Source organism: Polaribacter cellanae, assembly GCF_017569185.1.
GTDB classification, from domain to species: Bacteria; Bacteroidota; Bacteroidia; order Flavobacteriales; family Flavobacteriaceae; genus Polaribacter; species Polaribacter cellanae.
Genome location: NZ_CP071869.1, coordinates 2805808 through 2826025, shown reverse-complemented (window position 1 = coordinate 2826025; position 20218 = coordinate 2805808). Strand labels below are relative to the sequence as shown.

Here is a 20218-nt window from a genome sequence, read left to right as displayed (position 1 = left end):
TTAAACTAATTTATTTAATAACTTCTGATAATGTTGGTTGCTCTGCAATCCACTTTTCGTATTCTTCTGGCTCTACAACTGTAATTTTCATCTGCATGTTGTAGTGAGAAGCTCCACAAATTTTATTACACAACAATAAATAATCAAACACATAAGGGTCTTCTCCTTTTGCTCTTCTTATTTTATTAATTCCGTTGGTTTTATCTATAACCTCTGGTTGTTGTCTCATTTCTTCTGTTGTGTATTTTGGAGTAAAACCAAATTCTGTTACCATTCCTGGAACACAGTTCATTTGAGCTCTAAAGTGTGGCATATAAGCTGAGTGTAAAACATCTTGCGAACGAAACTTAAAATGAACTTTTCTACCTTTTGGTAAATATAATTCAGTTACTTGTTTATCGTCTGCAGCGTTTTTATCAGTCATATCTACACCTAAAGTATTAATACCTTTTATGTAGTTTACGTTTCCTAAACCTAATGTATTGTCTTCTCCTGCATAACGTGCATCCCATCTAAATTGTTGAGCATATACTTCAATAACGATGGCATCATCGTCAGATAAATCCATAACATTGTTCCATTGCCATAAACCATAACCAATTAAACCAACCAAAACAATTGCTGGTGTAATTGTCCAAATAAATTCTAATTTGTGGCTATCTGCATAGAATTTTGCTTTTCTGTCTTTACTTCCTCTGTATTTAAAAGTGAAATAAAAGATAAGAAATTGCATCAGAAATTGTACTATTCCAATCAACCAAAATGTAATGTTAAATAAATTATCGTCATGTTCTCCTTCAATTGAAGCAGATTCTGGTAACATTATTACATTCATAAAGATTAAACAATAAATCATTATGGCATATAAGAAAGCCATAAAACCGATGGCAAATTTTCCTTGAGCAGCATTATCTTTATCGTTGGCAATAGAACTTCTAAAGTTCATAATTCTGGTAATTTGCCAAACACTTACACCGATTGCAACACCTATAAAAATATAAAATAGAGCTAGCATATTTATCTTGTCTTAATTTTTAATTCAATTATTTATTAATGATCTGCTGATCCTTCTCCTCTGTGCTCGATATTGTAATAATGAAAATGAGCACTTTCTTCTAAGAATGGGTTTCCTGTTGGAACTGCATTTGCTTTCGAAAATGCACTAAATACTGTATATATAAAGATTCCTAAGAAAAATAATAATGCACTAATTTCTGGAATTCCAAAGAACCATTGGCCACCGACTGTTGCTGGCATAACCATAATAAATACATCTACATAATGGCCTGCTAATATTACAATACCTCCTATAATAACAAACCAAGGAATGCTCTTAAAGTCGCTATTTAACAATAACAATACTGGGAATACGAAATTCATTACAACCATCCCTAAAAATGGTAATTTATACTCGTTGAATCTCGCTAAGAAATACGTAGTTTCTTCAGGAATATCTGCATACCAAATTAACATAAACTGTGCGAACCATAAATAGGTCCAAAATACAGAGAAACCAAACATAAATTTCGCTAAATCGTGAATATGGCTATCGTTAACCTGTGGTAAAGCTCCTTTAGAACGTAAATAAATAGTTACAAAAGCAATTACAGTTAAAGCACTTACAAGTAAAGTTGCCAAAACGTACCAACCGAATAATGTAGAGAACCAGTGTGGGTCTAATCCCATAATCCAATCCCAAGACATCATAGATTCTGTTATCATAAAAATGAATAAGAATATTACAGATGCATTATAGTTTTTCTTATATGTTTTAAAACCGTCGTTTGCGGTATCTTCTGCGATAGAATTCTTTCTTATAAACCATCTGTACAAATTCCAAAGTAATAAATAAACAACACTTCTTATTGCCCATCCAGGAACGTTCATCCACCAAGATTTACCATCTACAATAGCATCGTAATTTTCGCTTGAAGGATCAAAAGTACCTTCTGCCATCCAAGGAAATATATGATTAAAATGCCCTACAGTTAACCCTATAAAAACTAACATTAAGATAGATACAGGAACAATATTTGCTGTTATTGCTTCCATTACTCTAAATAGAACAATAGACCAACCAGATTGTGCTACTCTTTGAGACGCATAAAATGCCAATACTAATAAAGTTGTTCCCAGGAAAAAGAATAAAGCTACATAAAATGCGGACCAAGGTCTATTTTGTAATTGGTGTAAAACGTGTTCTGCATGAGAATCGTCTCCATGTGCTCCATGAGCGCTCATTTCTTTATCTATGTTTCCATCACTTGTGTGAGAACCACTTGTATCGTGTTCTTTTGTTGTTGAATGTGTTCCTTCCACTGCAGAACCATGAGAATCTCCATGAGATTGATTTGCTATAATTTCTTTAGCACTCTCAACTGTTAATTGAGATCCACTATAAAAGCTAAATGCAATACCTAAAGCTCCTACTATTATTAGGGCTAAAGAGAATATTTTTAATTTACCTGAGAATTGATACATATCTTTCGTATTCTTTCTTTTTGTAATTTATTTTAACAAATCTGCACGTAATGCTTCCACATATTGTACTACTTGCCAGCGTTCTTTGTATGTTAATTGAGATGAGTGTGAACCCATTAAGTTTTTACCATGCATAATTACGTGATAAATACTCCCTTCTGTAATATCTCTATCTTTATAATTTGGTATTCCAGCAAACTTATCTGCTTCTACTAAATATCCATTTCCATCACCTTTTTTTCCATGGCAAGAAATACAATAAATCGTGTACATTGCCTTTCCATTTTCTAAGTTTTCCTTTGTCTTTTCTAATGGATTTTTAAGCTCTGTTTTTGCTAATTCATATCCTTCTGTAGTATCTGGAATATCATAAGCCGGCACTCCACCTCTTGGAATTGTTCCAGCTACTGGTGCAGAATTTACAGGATTACCTTTTAATCCGTTTGCGGCATCTGCATTATAAGGTACAGATTCATACATATCTGGCATATATTGAACTTCTCGTGTTCTTTTGTTACAAGAAATAAAACTTGCAACAGCTACTAAAACAATAATTAATTTAAAATTCTTCATTATCTATATATTAGTGCTTGTCTACTATATTAATTTCTACAGCTCCTGTGTTTGTTAACAACTTTGTTAACTCAACCTCGTTATTATGAACAGGAATTTCCATTAAAAAATGATCGTCTGTAGTTCTTGGATCTGGATTTTCTGCTTCTTTAAATGGCCATAATCTACTTCGCATATAAAAAGTAATTACCATTAAGTGAGCAGCAAAAAATACCGTCAATTCAAATAAGATAGGCACAAATGCAGGCATGTTTGCCCACCAAGTAAAGTTTGGTTTACCACCAATGTCTTGTGGCCAATCTTCTATCATAATATATTTTGTTAACCAAATTGCTACTGCTAAACCTGTAATTCCGTATAAAAACGAAGTAATAGCCAATCTTGTTGGTGCTAAACCCATTGCTTTGTCTAATCCGTGAACTGGAAAAGGACAGAATACTTCTTCTATATGATGATGCTTTGCTTTTACAGCTTTCACTGCATCTAACAAAATTTCGTCATCGGTATAAAACGCGTGAATAACTTTTGATGATTCCATAATTATTCTTTTATATTTTTATCTGAAGAATCAACTTCAATAATTTTCTTTTCAGCAATAACAATTGTTGGTTTTGTTGGAATACCTTGTGCTAATCTTTTCTTGTAAAATTCGCCAGAAGATTTTAAGATTGTTTTTACTTCGGCTTGCGCAATTACAGGAAATGTTCTTGCGTACAATAAAAATAATACAAAGAAAAAACCTATGGTCCCAATAAAAATACCTACATCTACAAATGTTGGTTCAAAACGCCACCAAGTAGAAGGTAAATGTCCTTTACTTAATACAATTGCGATAATATCGAAACGCTCGAACCACATACCAATATTAATAAATATCGAAATAATGAATGACCATATAAAACTTCTTCTAATTTTTTTAAACCAAAGTATTTGTGGTGTTAAGATGTTAAAGAATAAAAGTGAATAAAATGCCCAAGCATAAGGTCCTGTTGCAGCACCTACAGATAAGTATGTGTAATTTTCATAAGGCGATCCTGTGTACCAAGCTATAAAGAATTCTGTTGCATAAGCTACAGCTACAATACCACCTGTTAAGATGATTACAATATTCATATACTCGATATGCATACGTGTAATGTAATCTTCCATATTTGTAACTTTTCTCATAATACCTAATAACGTTTGTACCATTGCAAATCCAGAAAAGATTGCTCCTGCCACGAAATAAGGTGGAAAAATTGTTGAGTGCCAACCTGGGTTAATAGAAGTGGCAAAGTCCATCGATACAATTGTATGTACAGAAAGTACTAATGGTGTTGCTAAACCTGCCAATACCAAAGATACCTCTTCAAAACGTTGCCAATCTTTTGCTCTACCAGACCAACCGAATGATAATAAAGCGTAAATTTTCTTTTGAAAAGGCTTTACTGCTCTATCTCGAATCATTGCAAAATCTGGTAATAAACCCGTCCACCAGAAAACTAATGATACAGATAAATAAGTTGAGATTGCAAATACATCCCATAATAATGGTGAGTTAAAGTTTACCCAAAGAGACCCAAATTGGTTTGGAATTGGCATTACCCAATATCCATTCCAAGGACGTCCCATGTGAATAATTGGAAACAATCCTGCCTGAAAAACGGCGAAAATTGTCATAGCTTCTGCAGAACGATTAATCGCCATTCTCCATTTTTGACGGAATAATAAAAGTACTGCAGAAATTAACGTTCCTGCATGACCAATACCAACCCACCATACAAAGTTTGTAATATCCCAAGCCCAACCAATGTTCTTGTTCAACCCCCAAACTCCAATACCTGTTCCAACTGTATAGAAAATACATCCAAATCCCCAAAGCATTGCTGCTAAAGAAATATAAAATGCTATATACCAGTTCTTGTTTGCTTTACCTTCTATAGGTTTCGCAATGTCCTCGGTAATATCGTGGTAACTTTTATCACCTAATACTAAAGGTTCCCTAATGGATGCTTCGTAATGAGACATGTTTTTATATCTTAAAATTTAATTACGCTTCGTTTGTATTTCTAATTTTCACTTGATATATTACATTAGGCTTCGTTTGAAGATAATCTAATACATTGTAAGCTCTTTTGTCTTTTGCTAATGTTGCTACTTGGTCTTTTTTGTTATTTACATCTCCAAAAACCATAGCTCCTGTTGTACATGCAGATGAACAAGCTGTTTCAAATTCATCTGTATTTACAGCTCTTCCTTCTTTTTTCGCTTTTAAAATGGTTGCTTGTGTCATTTGAATACACATAGAACATTTTTCCATAACTCCTCTAGAACGAACTACAACATCTGGGTTTAAAACCATTTTACCATATTCGTTGTTCATATTAAAATCGAACTCGTTATTATTTGCATAATTAAACCAGTTAAAACGACGTACTCTATATGGACAGTTGTTTGCACAATATCTTGTACCAACACATCTGTTATATGCCATTTGATTTTGTCCTTGACGACCATGAGAGGTTGCTGCAACTGGACACACAGTTTCACAAGGAGCGTGATTACAGTGCTGGCACATCATTGGTTGAAAAGTAACCTCAGGATTCTCTGCTTCTGTTTCTAACGCTTCATACGTTTCTCCTCTGCTTAATCCTAATTCTTTAGCTTTTTCTCTTGTTTCTACTTCAGAAGAATAGTATCTATCGATACGCAACCAGTGCATATCTCTACCAACTCTTACTTCTTTTTTACCTACAACAGGTACATTATTTTCTGCATGACATGCAACTACACACGCACCACAACCTGTACAAGAAGTTAAATCGATAGATAAATTAAAATGATGCCCAATTTCTCTATTGTGCTCATCCCATAAATCAATCTTATTAGCTTCTACTTCTTTATGATCGTAAGAAACATATGCTGGCTTATTCCATCCATGGTGATGATCTTTAGGATCTACAGTTTTGTATTCTTTTAAAGAAGTTACTTTTAAAATATCATGACGTCCTGCAATTGTTTTTTGCACTTGTGTACAGGCAAACTTATGCGTTCCAGAAACTTTTTCTACTTTTACATTATATTGAATGTTATTGCCATCTTTATATAAAGGATATGCATTTACACCCACTTGCATTTCTTCTTTTAAACCAAAAGTTTTTCCGAAACCTAATGCCAAACCTACAGATCCTTTTGCCTGACCAGGTTGTACCATAACAGGAACTACAACTTCAGCACCATTTACGGTTACTTTCGCATAATCTCCATTAATTGCTCCATTATCTTTTACAGGATTAGAAAAACCAATTTCTTTAGCATCTGCCATAGAAACTGTTAAGTAATTATCCCAAGATGCTCTTGTAATTGGGTCTGGGAATTCTTGTAACCAAGGATTGTTCGCTTGTTTACCATCTCCTAGACCAGTTTTGGTATATAAATTCAACTCCATTCCAGAAGGAGTAGTATTCATTTTTAAAATCCTTGCTGCTTCTGCAATTGAAAGGTCTTTTGGAGTTTCTGCATCATCTTCAGTGGTAACTACTTCTTTTAGGAAGAAGCCATTGTGTAATGCCTTGTTCCAAGAACTACCTCCTAAAACTTCTGTAGACCAGAAAGATTTTAAGAAATCGTAATAAGATGTTGCGCTTCCAGACCACTTTAATAATGTATCTTGAAATTGACGCGTTTTAAATAATGGCTGAATTGTAGGTTGCATTAACCCGTAATTTTCTTTAGAAAAATTGGTATCTCCCCAAGATTCTAAGAAATGTGTTGCAGGTAAAGCATAATCCATTGCGTTTACAGTAGCACTATTTTCAACAGCAATTGCAACTTTTAAAGATACATTTTTTAATGCTTCAGCAAAAGCAACTCCATTTTCTAAACTGTAAACTGGATCTACATTGTAAGTAATTAATCCTCCAATTTTTCCAGATTTTACATCTGAAACTAATTTTTGAACTTCTTCGTAATTTCCTTGACGAATATTTAACGAGTTTTTAGTGTCTAAAATTTCACTATTTAAAGCCTTATTAATAGCCAAAGAGATTAGTTGTGCGTTTACATCATTCACACCAGTCATAACAACTGCTTTAGAACCTGCTTTCTTTAACACTTTTGCAATTTTTTGAATTTCGACATCTATTGGTGTCGATTTAGACGCAACTCCTTCTTTTGTGATGGCGTTGTATAAATTAATTAAAGCGAAAACAACATCAGATGGTTTTGCGACTATACGTTTGTCTGCATTTGCACCAGTTAAAGACATATTACTTTCCACTTGAATGTGGTAAGACATCTTTCCTGTTTCTGGTTTTCTACCTTGTATATATTCTTTTTCGAAACCTCCGTGAAAATCTCCTAAGAAATCTGCTCCGAAAGAAACAATTGTTTCTGCATTTTCTAATTTGTAATTTGGCAATGCTCTTCTACCATACATTGCTTCGAAAGCATTTGCAGATGCATCTTCAGAAATGGCATCGTAAACAACATGAGAAACATTTGGATTAGCAGTTGTAAATTGTTCAATAACTTTTGTAGTCGATGGACTTGCTGTTGTTCCCGTTAATAAAACAACTGGCTTTCCTGCTTCTTTTAATTTTAGCAACTCTACACCTATTTCTCTATCTGCATCTGCCCAAGTAATAACTTCCCCATTTTTAGATGGCTCTTGTAAACGAAGTTTTTCATCATATAAAGATAAAACAGAAGCTTGTACTCTCGCACTTGTAGATCCATTCGCCTCTTTGTTTGGCATAATTTGAATTGGACGACCTTCACGCGTTTTTACTAAAACATTTGCAAAGTCGAAACCATCTGCTATTGAAGTAGCATACCAATCTGCAACACCAGCAATAATATCATTTGGTTTTACAACGTAAGGAATGGACTTGATTACAGGTCCTTCGCAAGCTGCTAATGAAGCTGCAGCTGTTGTAAAGCCAACATATTTTAAGAAATCTCTACGAGATGTAGAAGAATTCTCTAATGTTTCTTTATCACCTAAAAAATCGTCTGTAGGAATATTTTCTACAAATTCATTTTTACCCAGCGTTTCAACAACAGAACTACCTTTTAGTTCTTCAACACTTTTCCAGTATTTTTTGTTTGAAGCCATTTATGCTTTTATTTAATGATTGAAAGATTTAAAAAATCTTTTAATTTTATAATTAATAATGACACTTACCACATTCTAATCCACCCAACTGAGAAATTGTAACTTGCTCTGTACCATACTTTTCTGCTAATTGCTTGTGAACCTTCTCGTAATAATCGTTATTTTTTAAATCTACCTTTGTTTCTCTATGACAGTCTATACACCAACCCATTGTTAATGGTGAGTATTGATACAACTCCTCCATTTCCTCAACAGGACCATGACATTTCTGGCAAGCAATTCCTGCAACAGTAACGTGTTGAGAGTGATTATAATAAACAAAATCTGGTAAATTATGAATTTTAACCCATTTGATTGGCTTTTGTTCTCCAGTATATTCTAATGTTTCTGGATTCCAACCTGCTGCATTATACACTTTAGCAATTTCCAAATCTAATTCGGCTTTTCCTAAAACCACTCCATCTTCTAATTTAACTACTGTATTTTCTGCAACTTCAGAAATATTTTTATGACAGTTCATACAAACATTTACAGAAGGAATTCCTGAATGCTTACTATGTTTTGCTGAAGAGTGACAGTATTGACAATCGATTTTATTATCTCCAGCATGAATTTTATGTGAAAATGCAATTGGCTGAATTGGTTGATACCCCTGATCTACACCGACTTGAAACAACGCACCAAAAACAACGTATGCACCTATTAAAAGCAAAAAGATGGTTGCCAACACTTTTAAGAAAGTATTGTTTTTAACACCAACCCATAATTCTTGTAAATCTCTTTTTAAATTCGATTGAACCTCTGGTTTTTTATTACCTTTTAATTCACTTACTTGTTTTAATAAACTTGCGATCATTAAAAACGCTACTACAATTGCAGCTGCTAATAAGTATATTAACCATTCTGGTGCAGTTCCAGTTGGAGCTCCTGCAACTACACCTTCTGCAACAACTGGCTCTTTTTTAATTTCCCCAACAGTGGTATAGTATAAAATATCATCTATGTCTGTATCTGATAACTGCGGAAAAGCAGTCATGTTAGATCCATTATACTCTTCGTAAACCTCAATTGCTTGCTTATCTCCAGAAGCTCTTAGCTCTGCATTATTTTTAATCCAAGCTTTTAACCAGTCGTTTTCTCTTCGCTCTTCTACATTCGCTAAAGCTGGCCCTACTAGTTTCTTGTCTAATTTATGACAAGAAGCACATAAAGATTTAAATAATGCCTTTCCTCTTTTTTGACGAGCCTCGTCCATATCTTGCGAGTATGAAGAAATGCTAAATGCAAAAAATAAAAGTAATGTAATTCCTTTAAGGAACAATGAAGTTAGTCTACTGTGCAATGCTACACTTTTCATATTTACAAACTATAATTTTAGTAATGTGTCTAAATTCGTTCAAAAAAGATGATTTTTGAACAGTTGGACAAAAGTACTACATATTGCTAAATTCTGAAAAGCTAAAGGAACGTTAAATATTAATTTATAATTATTCTAAATAAGTGTTTTATTCAATTTATTACTAATGAAGTCGTTATTTTTGTAGAAATATTTGAATCTATGAAAAGTACATTGTTTTTAAAGATATTATTTGTGAGTTTGGTTTTTGGAACGACTACATTGTCTGCACAAAACTCTACAAATAGCAGCGAAGAAATAAAACGATTGGTTGAAAAAAAGAGGAGTTACGACAAAGCTGTAGGTTTTGGATATAAAATTCAGATTTATAACGGAAGAGAAACTACCGCTAAAAGAAAGCAGGCTCAATTTAAAATATTATATCCTAGAGTCTATTCTAGATTGGTTTACAACGCTCCTGAATGGAAAGTACAAGTTGGAAATTATAAAACGAAATTAGATGCAGATAGAGCTCTTTTAATCTTTCAAAAAGAGTTTTCTGGTATTATTGTAGTTCCTATGGGGAAATAGGTTTTTGGTTTTTAGTTTTATGAAAGATTTTGATGTTTGATGTAGGAATATATGAATTCTTAGAATTTTATAGTTTCTTTTTTAACAATTTCAATAAAAAAGCCGAAATTCATAACGAATTTCGGCTTTTGCTTTATATAAAAATCAAGTCTATTTCAACTTCTTTTTAACGGCTACTTCTTTGTATGCTTCTATTACATCACCTTCTTGGATGTCGTTATAATTTTTAATTTGAAGTCCACAATCGTATCCTTTTGCTACTTCTTTTACATCGTCTTTGAAACGTTTTAATGATGATAATACTCCATCGTGTACAACAATTCCGTCTCTAATAATTCTAATTTGAGAATCTCTAAAGATTTTACCAGATATTACCATACAACCTGCAATGTTACCCACTTTAGAAATTTTATAAACTTCTCTAATTTCTACATTACCAGTAACCTCTTCTTTCATTTCCGGAGATAACATTCCTTCCATGGCATCTTTAAGGTCGTTAATAGCATCGTAAATAATAGAATATGTTCTAATATCTACTTCTTCTCTATCTGCAACGACTCTTGCATTTCCTTGCGGACGCACATTAAATCCTACAATAATTGCATCGGAAGCTGTTGCTAATAACACATCACTTTCTGTAATGGCTCCAACACCTTTGTGTAAAATATTTACTTGAATTTCTTCAGTAGATAATTTTTGGAAAGAATCTGTTAAGGCTTCTACAGAACCATCTACATCTCCTTTTAAGATAATGTTTAATTCTTTAAAGTCTCCTAACGCAATTCTACGTCCTATTTCTGCTAACGTTAATGTTTTTTGAGTTCTTACAGATTGCTCACGTTGTAATTGAGAACGTTTCGATGCAATTTGTTTTGCTTCTCTTTCATCATCAAAAACAACAAACTTGTCTCCTGCTTGTGGCGCTCCATCTAATCCTAAGATAGATACTGGTGTTGATGGACCAGCAGTTTCTAAGTTGTTTCCTTTATCGTCGAACATCGCTTTTACTTTTCCACTGTGTTTACCAGCTAATAAGTAATCTCCGATTTTTAACGTTCCTGCTTGTACTAAAATAGTGGTAACATAACCTCTACCTTTATCTAACAATGCTTCTACAACTGCACCAACTGCATTTTTATTAGGATTCGCTTTCAATTCTAAAATCTCTGCTTCTAATAAAACTTTTTCTAACAATTCTGGAACACCTTCTCCTGTTTTTGCTGAAATATCTTGAGATTGAATGCTTCCACCCCATTCTTCTATCAACAAATTCATTTGAGATAATTGCGTTTTTACATTATCTGGATTTGCATTTGGCTTATCGATCTTGTTAATTGCAAATATAATTGGTACTCCTGCTGCTTGTGCATGAGAAATCGCCTCTTTAGTTTGTGGCATTACATCATCATCTGCTGCTGCAACAATAATTACTAAGTCTGTTACTTGCGCTCCACGTGCTCTCATCGCTGTAAAGGCTTCGTGACCTGGTGTATCTAAAAATGCAATTTTTTGATCGCCAACGTTTACAGAATACGCTCCAATGTGTTGCGTAATTCCTCCACTTTCTCCTTCAATTACGTTTGCTTTTCTAATATAATCTAATAGAGAAGTTTTACCATGATCTACGTGACCCATTACTGTAATAATTGGTGCACGCGTTATTAAATCTTCTGGTTTATCTTCTACTTCTTCTATGGATTCTTCTACTTCTGCTCCAACAAATTCTACTTTGTGGTTGAATTCTTCTGCAACAATAACTAAAGTTTCAGCATCTAAACGTTGGTTCATTGTTACCATCATTCCTAAAGACATACATGCAGATATAATGTTTGTTACAGGAACATCCATCATGGCTGCAACTTCACTTACAGTAACAAATTCTGTTACTTTTAAGATTTTGTTATCTAATGCTTGTGCTTCTAATTCTGCTTCTGTATGCTCTCTGTGAGCCTCTCTTTTGTTTCTACGGTATTTTGCACCTTTTCCACGAGAAGATTTTCCTTGCAGTTTCTCAAGTGTTTCTCTTACTTGTTTTTGGATTTCTGCTTCTGTAGGTTCTTCTTTTTTAACAGCTGGTCTTGTGTTATTTCCTCTTCCTTTATAACCTCCACCACCTCTGGTGCCACCTGAACCTCTGTTTGGCAATGGTCTTCCTACACCACCTCCACTAGGTTTGCTAATACGTTTACGCTTCTTTCTTGAATCTGATCCTGCATCTTTTTTAGCTTCTGGCTTTTTCTTTTTAGGTTTTTCGAATTGTTTTAAATCAATTTTTTTACCTGTAAAGTTAGGCCCGTCTAACTTTTTATACTGTGTTTTTATTGCTTCTGCATTTTCTGCAGTAATTTCAGTAGGCGTTTCTTCTTCTTTTTTCGCTGGTTCCGCTTTTGCTGTTTTCGGAGCTTCCTTTTTAGGAGCTTCTTTTTCTACTTTAGGAGTTGGTTTTTCTACTTTAGAAACCACCTTTAATCCTTTTAATTTTGGAACTTCTGCCTTAATTATTCCTTTTTTCGGTTTTTCTACTAAGACCTCTTTTTTAGGTGATGCTATTTTCGGAGCTTCTTCTTTTGGTTTTTCTGCAACAGCTTCTTTTTTCTCAGCAGGTTTTTTGCCAATATTATCGATATCGATTTTACCCACTTTTTTAACCTCTAACTTTTCGGCTTTAGCTTTAAAAATTTCTTCTTTCTTAGCTTCCTCGGCTTTTTTAAGTTCTTGTTTCGCCTCTAGCTCTGCACGAATAGCTTCTTTTTCTTTTCGCTTTTCCTCTCCAACTTCTTTAGACGCTGCTTTTTTGCTTGCATCTGTTTGGAAGCCATCTAATAAGATTTGGTAGATATCTCCAGAAATTTTAGTGGTTGGTCTCGATTCTATTTCGTGACCTTTATCCGCCAAATATTCCACTGCTCTATCCAGAGAAATATTTAATTCTCTTAAAACCTTATTAAGCCTCGTTGTTTTGCCTTCAGACATATATTATATTTTAGCCTTTAATTTTGTAAAAATATGCTTTTTTACGTTACTCTTTTAATTTGAACTATTCTTCGAATTCTTCTTTTAAAATTCTCTGCACATCTAAAATAGTTTCTTCTTCTAAATCGGTTCTTTTTACCAATTCTGCAACGGTTGTTTCCAACACGCTTCTTGCGGTATCTAAACCAATGTTCTTGAATTCTTTAATAATCCAAGCTTCTATTTCGTCGCTAAATTCTGTTAACTCTACATCTTCTTCTTCTAAACCTTCTCTTTGAACGTCTATTTCGTAGCCTGTTAACTCACTCGCTAAACGAATATTTACACCACCTCTACCAATTGCTTTCGAAACTTCTTCTGGTTTTAAAAGCACATTTACACGTCCTTTTTTACCATTTTTTTCTTCTTCGTACATTTCAATTTCCATTGAGGTTACTTTTGCAGGACTTAATGCTCTTGAAATAAACAATTGTTCGTTTTTGGTATAATTTATAACATCTATATTTTCGTTTCCTAGTTCGCGAACAATACCATGAATTCTTGAACCTTTTACACCAACACAAGCTCCAACAGGATCTATCCTATCGTCATAAGAATCTACTGCTACTTTTGCTTTTTCTCCTGGTATTCTTGCAACTCCTTCCACAGTAATTAAACCGTCGAAAACTTCTGGAATTTCTTGCTCGAATAGTTTATTTAAAAATAATGGCGATGTTCTCGACAATATAATTGCAGGTTTGTTACCTCTTAATTCTACTGTTTTTATAACACCTCTTACAGAATCTCCTTTTCTGAAGAAATCTGAACGAATTTGCTCGCTTTTTGGTAATACAATTTCATTCCCATCGTCATCTAACAAAATAATTGCATTGTGACGAATGTGATGCACTTCTGCACTGTATAATTCGCCTTCTAAATCTTTAAAATGCTTAAAGATATTTGTACTATCGTGCTCGTAAATTTTAGAAATTAAGTTTTGACGTAATGCCAAAATAGCTCTTCTTCCTAAGTCGATTAATTTTACTTCTTCTGAAACATCTTCGCCAATTTCGAAATCTGGCTCAATTTTTCTTGCTTCACTTAGTTCTATTTCTTCGTTATCGTCTTCAGAAAAACCATCTGCAACTACGACTCTATTTCTCCAAATTTCTAAATCTCCTTTGTCTGGGTTTATAATAATATCGAAATTATCATCAGAACCAAACTTACGTTTTAAAGCAGCTCTAAATACTTCTTCTAAAATAGACATTAGTGTTACTCTGTCTATACTTTTATTATCTTTAAATTCTGAAAACGAATCAATTAACGCTATATTTTCCATTACATTTTTGGCTTAAAATACAATCTTCACTTTTGCTTCTTTAATATCCTTATACTCTACAGTTGCTGTTTTTTCTACAGTAACTTTTCCTTTACCTACTGGTTTTGGTTCTCTTGCTTTCCATCGCAAGATAATTTTATCTTCGTCTGCCTCTGTTAAAGTTCCTTCTAACTCTTCTTCTGCAGTTTTTATTTTTAATATTCTATTAATGTTCTTTTTATACTGTCTCTTATCTGTTAGGGCATGAGAAATATCTGGTGTGGAAACTTCCAGCGAATAATCTTCCTCTTCTCTGTCTAAATTGTCGTTAATATTTCTACTAATTCGAATACATTCACTTAAAGGAACTCCATGATCTCCATCTACCAAAACCTGAATTTTATTGTTTTCGGAGATTGATACATCTATTAAAAACAAAGACTTATTAAGTGCCAATGCTTCGTCTACTAAGTCTTTTACTATTTTCTGATCCATCTTAATCCTTAAAATAAAGTATAAAAAGAGGGGACTTTAAGTCCCCTACAATCCTCCATTTACAATAAATTTCGGTGCAAATATACGAATTGTTTATGATTTACCAAACCAAGAGTAATTCATTATTTTTTTGTAACTTTAGATATCAGCAAATTAACCCTTAAAATTTCGACTTATGAAAAAGATTTTAGTTCCTATCGATTTTTCTAAACCCTCTGAATATGCTGCAAAAATGGCTGCCAAAATTGCCAAAAAATCCAGTGCTACTATATATTTAATACATATGATAGAATTACCTTCTGGTGTTGTAGATATGGGGTATGGTAGCAAATTTAGCATTCCAGAAAGTATGTTGTATTTAAGAAAAACAAGAGAAAAAGTTTTAGATTTTAAAACAGCTTTTTTTTCTGAAGACATTCCTGTGGAGTATTTTATAAAACTAAACACCCCTTTTGATGGTATTAAAAAATATGCTGATAAAATTGATGCAGATTTAATTATTATGGGTTCTAAAGGACATTCTGAATTTGAAGAAATTATGATTGGTTCTAACACCGAGAAAATCGTAAGAAGCTCTAAAATACCTGTTATTGTTGTAAAAAAAGATTCTAAAAAATTTAAATTAAAAAATTTGGTATTTGCCTCTAACTTTAAAAAAGACAATAAAGAAGTATTTGCCAAGTTTTTAAATTTTGCAAAAGCATTTGGTAGTAAAATACATTTATTGAAAGTAAATACACCTTCTAATTTCGAAAGTACGTCTAATGCAAAACAAAAAGTAAAGAATTTTATAAAAGATTATAATTTACCGAAACATTCTATAAATGTGTATAATGATACTTCTGTAGAAAAAGGAATCATCAACTTTTCTAAAGAAAAAAAGGTCGATTTAATTGCATTAAGTACACATGGTAGAAGTGGGCTTTCGCATTTATTTACGGCAAGTGTTACCAAAAATCTTTCTAAAAAGGCGTTAAAACCAATGTTTACTGTGAAGGTTTAGAGTAATTATTACACAGAGATTCGCAGAGAAATGCGCAGAGAAATGTACAGAGATTCACGGAGATTTTTTTTTTGAGTAGAAGGAAATTAAAAAGAAACAGATTTCACGGATTTTCACGGATTGTTGTGGAAAGACAAACAAAGATGCTCAGGATTGAGTAAGCACAGCAGAGTGTTTTCCCTTTTGGGGAATTAAAAGGGGATTTCTACGAATTAATTGAATGGTTTGTAGCCGCTTTTTCTGGAGAATCTGCAGAAGACTTTTTAGGAACTCAAGGCTATGTTTGGGACACACAATCTGATATGGGATTGGCATTATTAGGGGCCATTTTAGCGTTGCTTACTTTGAGTAAAGTTCATAATAGACAGTTAGAAAAATTAGACAAAAGAGTTTAGATTTTTTTTTTTGATTTGTTTCTAAACTTCTTTTCTTATAATTTCGTTAATAATTACCATTAAACTTTACAGTAAATTTTATTTTTCCTAAAAATTAACAATATAATAATGATCTATAAATTCTTAAAACAAACCTGTGTTCTCCTCTTATTATTTTTTGTTTTATCTAATTGTAGTAATAAACAAAATGGTGAAAATTTCGGACTACAACAAGGGGACTTACTATTTCAAAATACTGGAACAGACGAAATAGATAATGCAATTAAAAATGTAACAGCAACTTCTTTTTCTAAAAACTATTCGCATGTTGGAATGGCAATGCAAAAAGATAAAAAATGGTTTGTCTTGGAAGCGATTCCTAAAAAAGGTGTTTGCCAAACACCTTTAAAAGAGTTTCTAAATAGAAATAAAAATAAATTTAACAAATCTCAAACCACAGTTGCAAGATTAAATAAATACTACCAGCCTTATATTTCTAAAGCAATAGTGTATGGAGTAGAAAGAATAAATACACCTTATGATGAGATTTTTTTATGGGATGATACTTCTTATTATTGTTCTGAATTAATTTACAAAATGTTTTCTTCTCAAAATATACCAACAGATTCTATTCCTTTTGTTACGCATCCAATGACGTTTAACGATAGTATAGGAAACCCTATGCCTGCTTGGAAAGTATATTATAAAAAACGAAATCAGCCAATTCCTGAGGGAGTTGAAGGAACTAACCCTAACTTAATGGCAAGTAGTTCTCACATAAAATTTGTGTATGATTATGAAAACGAATAAAAAGCAAACTACTATCAATTCGTAGTTATAGAAGTATTTTACTTAAACCTAAAAACCCCCATCTCTACCGAAATTTATTCAACGTAAATGAAGGTTTTTAAATATCTATAATTTCTAATTTTACTACAAAATATAATCTGTACTTATAAAATTAGATGCTTTTTTATCTAATAATTCTTGTAATATAGCATTATTATACGCTGTATCTTTAGCAGCAACAAAAGTTCTAATTGAGAAAGAACGCAAAGCATCGTGCACACTTAAAGTGGCAACTGCAGAATCTTTTCTTCCTGTAAAAGGATACACATCTGGGCCTCTTTGTGCTGCACTATTTAAGTTTACTCTACAAACCAAATTTACTAAAGTGTCTATTAAAGGGGCTAACGTTTTTACTTCGCTACCAAAAACACTTACTTGTTGTCCGTAATTGGAAGCAGCCATATCATCTAAAGGTTCTTGGATGTTTTTGAAAGAAACGATTGGTGTTACTGGTCCAAATTGCTCTTCATCAAAAACTCTAGAATCTTTAGAAACAGGATACAAAACTGCTGGAAAAATATAATTTCTTGTTATTTCTCCACCTTTTTTATTAATTACTTTTGCTCCTTTTGCAGTAGCATCGTTAATTAATTCTTGAATATATGCTAGTTTTCCTGGTTCTGGTAATGGTGTTAATTTCACGCCATCTTCCCAAGGATTTCCAAATTTTAAGGCATCTACTTTTGCTGCAAAACGTTTGTTAAATTCATCTACAATATGTTCGTGAACATATAATATTTTTAAAGCTGTACAACGTTGTCCGTTAAAAGAAGTTGCGCCTGCAATACATTCGTTAATTGCCAAATCTAAATCTGCATCTGGTAAAACAATTCCTGGATTTTTTGCTTCTAAACCTAACACCAAACGCAATCTATTTTTCTGTGGATGATTCGCCTGAATCGCATTTGCAGATTTACTGTTTCCAATTAAGGCCAACACATCAACTTTACCAGTTTTCATGATTGGTGTCGCTAAAACTCTACCTCTACCATAAATAATGTTTACAACTCCTGCTGGAAAACTATTTTGAAAAGCTTCTAGTAAAGGCGATAACAATAAAACTCCGTGTTTTGCTGGTTTAAAAATAGCTGTATTTCCCATAATTAAAGCAGGAATTAACAATGCAAAAGTTTCATTTAAAGGATAATTATAAGGTCCTAAACACAAAACAACCCCTAAAGGTCCTCTTCTAATATGTGCGTGAACACCGCTGTTTTTTTCAAACTTGGCAGAATCCCTGTCCATTTGTTTGTAATCTTCAATTGTATCGTAAATATATGCTATAGTTCTATCGAATTCTTTTTGTGAATCTAGTAAAGATTTGCCAATTTCCCACATTAACAATTTTACAATTTCTTCTCTTTTGGTTTTCATCTGAACCACAAACTTTTCCATGGCTGCAATTCTACCTTCTACTTTCATAGTCGGCCATAAACCTTGTCCTCGATCATATGCTTTTGAAGCTGCATTTAAAGCTTCTAATGCTTCATTTGCTGTTAAATTTGGAACCGTTCCTAATAATGTTGGTTTGTATTCTTTTGTTGATGAAATTGTTGAATAAACTTCCGCATTTGCGCCTTTCCATTCTTTTAATTCGCCACCAACCAAATATGTATTTTGATTTACAAGTGATGTAATTTTATATTCGTTCGGAATTTCCTTAAAAGTATTCTTCATAATTTGAAATTTAAAAATTTGTCTAAAATTTGATGTATCGTAAATATTTAGACGTATTTACGTATCAAAATTAACTAAAATTAATCGTAAAATACCTTGATTTTCGTTTAAAAGATGAAAAGGATTTCGGCAAATGACAAGGGAACATGCTCCCTCGTCACTAAATTACACCAAAAACTGAAACAAATCTGGCTTGTCATTTAAATATTCTCCAAAAAAGTTACGCTTTTTCATTCTATTGATTAATGGCGCTAAATCTGCGGATGTTTTTAATTCTAAACCAACGACTGCTGCCCCATTTTCTCTATTTGTTTTTTTGGTATATTCAAAATGGGTAATATCGTCATTCGGACCTAAAATTTCTGCTACGAATTCTTTTAAAGCGCCTGCTCTTTGTGGGAATTTTACGATAAAATAATGTTTTAAATTCGCATATAATAAGGCGCGTTCTTTAATTTCTGCTGTTCTTGTAATATCATTATTGCTTCCACTTACAACACAAACTACATTTTTTCCTTTTATATCCTCTTTAAAAAAATCTAAAGCAGCAATACTTAAAGCACCTGCTGGCTCTACAACAATAGCGTCTTTGTTATATAAATCTAAAATAGTTTGACAGGTTTTACCTTCTGGAACTGTAATTACTTCGTGTAAGTTTTGCTTACAAATGGCAAAGTTTAAATCGCCCACTTTTTTTACTGCAGCTCCATCTACAAAAGCATCAATTTTTTCTAAAAAAGTGTTTTCTTTATTTTTGATGGATGTTAACATAGAAGGTGCTCCTTCTGGCTCTACACCAATTATTTTTGTATTTGGAGACAAATTTTTAAATACAGATGATAAACCTGCAGACAAACCTCCACCACCAACTGGAACAAAAACGTAATCTATTTTTTTATCTGTTTGATGTAATATTTCCAAACCCACTGTTGCTTGCCCTTCTATTACTTTTTCATCATTAAAAGGATGAATAAATACTTTCTTTTTAAAATCGCATTCTAAAGTTGCTGCGTTAAATGCATCATCGAAAGTATCGCCTTCGATTACTACATCAATAAAATCTTCACCAAACATTTTTACTTGGTTTATTTTTTGATTTGGTGTTGGCGAAGGCATAAAAATGGTTCCTTTTATCTGTAATAATTTACAAGACAAAGCAACTCCTTGGGCATGGTTTCCTGCACTCGCACAAACAATTCCTCGCTGTTTTTCATCGGCATTTAAAGAAGACATTTTATTATATGCGCCTCTAATTTTATAAGAACGAACCACTTGTAAATCTTCTCTTTTAAACAGAATATTGGCATTAAATTCTTTAGAAAGATTCATATTTGTGTTCAATGGAGTTTTGTAAGCGACGCCTTCTAACTTTTTAGCAGCAACTTTTATGTTTTCTAAACTTGGGAAATATATTTGTTTTGTTTGCATCTTTTAAAAATAAAAGACCCTTCAGGTTTTTAAAACCTGAAGG

At 32.8% G+C, this 20218-nt stretch carries 15 protein-coding genes and 1 pseudogene; 4 read left to right on the top strand and 12 right to left on the bottom strand.

The features are described from left to right. Positions 1-10: 10 nt before the first annotated feature. The 7 genes from J3359_RS12695 to J3359_RS12665 are packed head-to-tail and all read right to left on the bottom strand — an operon-like array spanning position 11 to position 9506. Positions 11-1015 (bottom strand): cytochrome c oxidase subunit II, encoded by a 1005-nt coding sequence (locus J3359_RS12695; RefSeq protein ID WP_208077226.1) that lies wholly within the window; start codon positions 1013-1015, stop codon positions 11-13. 35 nt (positions 1016-1050) lie between these two features. Then, positions 1051-2481 (bottom strand): quinol:cytochrome C oxidoreductase, encoded by a 1431-nt coding sequence (locus J3359_RS12690; protein ID WP_208077225.1) that lies wholly within the window; start codon positions 2479-2481, stop codon positions 1051-1053. 27 nt (positions 2482-2508) lie between these two features. Further along, entirely contained in the window at positions 2509-3054 is a 546-nt protein-coding gene (locus tag J3359_RS12685; protein WP_208077224.1) for a c-type cytochrome, read from the bottom strand. A 10-nt stretch (positions 3055-3064) separates the two neighbouring features. Then, positions 3065-3592 carry a DUF3341 domain-containing protein gene (locus J3359_RS12680; RefSeq protein ID WP_208077223.1) on the bottom strand — a complete coding sequence of 176 codons (528 nt, stop codon included), beginning with the start codon at positions 3590-3592 and terminating at the stop codon, positions 3065-3067. A 2-nt stretch (positions 3593-3594) separates the two neighbouring features. After that, positions 3595-5061 carry an NrfD/PsrC family molybdoenzyme membrane anchor subunit gene (nrfD, locus tag J3359_RS12675; RefSeq protein WP_208077222.1) on the bottom strand — a complete coding sequence of 489 codons (1467 nt, stop codon included), beginning with the start codon at positions 5059-5061 and terminating at the stop codon, positions 3595-3597. 22 nt (positions 5062-5083) lie between these two features. Beyond that, a complete protein-coding gene (locus tag J3359_RS12670) occupies positions 5084-8149 on the bottom strand; it encodes a TAT-variant-translocated molybdopterin oxidoreductase (RefSeq protein WP_208077221.1) in 3066 nt (1021 codons plus the stop codon). 52 nt (positions 8150-8201) lie between these two features. Then, a complete protein-coding gene (locus tag J3359_RS12665; RefSeq protein ID WP_208077220.1) occupies positions 8202-9506 on the bottom strand; it encodes a c-type cytochrome in 1305 nt (434 codons plus the stop codon). A 201-nt stretch (positions 9507-9707) separates the two neighbouring features. On the opposite strand from J3359_RS12665, the gene J3359_RS12660 reads away from it, so the two are divergent. Then, positions 9708-10076 carry an SPOR domain-containing protein gene (locus J3359_RS12660; protein ID WP_208077219.1) on the top strand — a complete coding sequence of 123 codons (369 nt, stop codon included), beginning with the start codon at positions 9708-9710 and terminating at the stop codon, positions 10074-10076. A gap of 150 nt (positions 10077-10226) precedes the next feature. Here J3359_RS12660 and infB read toward each other — a convergent pair whose 3' ends face one another. From infB to rimP, 3 genes are all read right to left on the bottom strand, one after another. Further along, positions 10227-13049: a translation initiation factor IF-2 gene (infB, locus tag J3359_RS12655; RefSeq protein ID WP_208077218.1), complete on the bottom strand. Its 2823-nt coding sequence runs from the start codon at positions 13047-13049 to the stop codon at positions 10227-10229. A 64-nt stretch (positions 13050-13113) separates the two neighbouring features. Then, positions 13114-14370 carry a transcription termination factor NusA gene (gene nusA, locus J3359_RS12650; RefSeq protein ID WP_208077217.1) on the bottom strand — a complete coding sequence of 419 codons (1257 nt, stop codon included), beginning with the start codon at positions 14368-14370 and terminating at the stop codon, positions 13114-13116. A 12-nt stretch (positions 14371-14382) separates the two neighbouring features. Continuing rightward, positions 14383-14844: a ribosome assembly cofactor RimP gene (gene rimP, locus J3359_RS12645; RefSeq protein ID WP_208077216.1), complete on the bottom strand. Its 462-nt coding sequence runs from the start codon at positions 14842-14844 to the stop codon at positions 14383-14385. 175 nt (positions 14845-15019) lie between these two features. On the opposite strand from rimP, the gene J3359_RS12640 reads away from it, so the two are divergent. From J3359_RS12640 to J3359_RS12630, 3 genes and pseudogenes are all read left to right on the top strand, one after another. Beyond that, entirely contained in the window at positions 15020-15847 is an 828-nt protein-coding gene (locus tag J3359_RS12640; protein WP_208077215.1) for a universal stress protein, read from the top strand. Between the two features lie 209 nt (positions 15848-16056). Then, positions 16057-16242, top strand: a pseudogene (locus tag J3359_RS12635) (DUF2238 domain-containing protein); the annotation flags it as partial. Between the two features lie 108 nt (positions 16243-16350). Then, complete coding sequence (locus J3359_RS12630; RefSeq protein WP_243765911.1) at positions 16351-17031, top strand: YiiX/YebB-like N1pC/P60 family cysteine hydrolase; 681 nt, start codon at positions 16351-16353, stop codon at positions 17029-17031. A gap of 123 nt (positions 17032-17154) precedes the next feature. Here J3359_RS12630 and J3359_RS12625 read toward each other — a convergent pair whose 3' ends face one another. After that, positions 17155-18747: an NADP-dependent glyceraldehyde-3-phosphate dehydrogenase gene (locus J3359_RS12625; RefSeq protein ID WP_208077214.1), complete on the bottom strand. Its 1593-nt coding sequence runs from the start codon at positions 18745-18747 to the stop codon at positions 17155-17157. Between the two features lie 165 nt (positions 18748-18912). Beyond that, on the bottom strand, positions 18913-20175 hold the full coding sequence (gene ilvA, locus J3359_RS12620; RefSeq protein ID WP_208077213.1) for a threonine ammonia-lyase IlvA: 1263 nt from the start codon (positions 20173-20175) through the stop codon (positions 18913-18915). Positions 20176-20218: the final 43 nt, after the last annotated feature.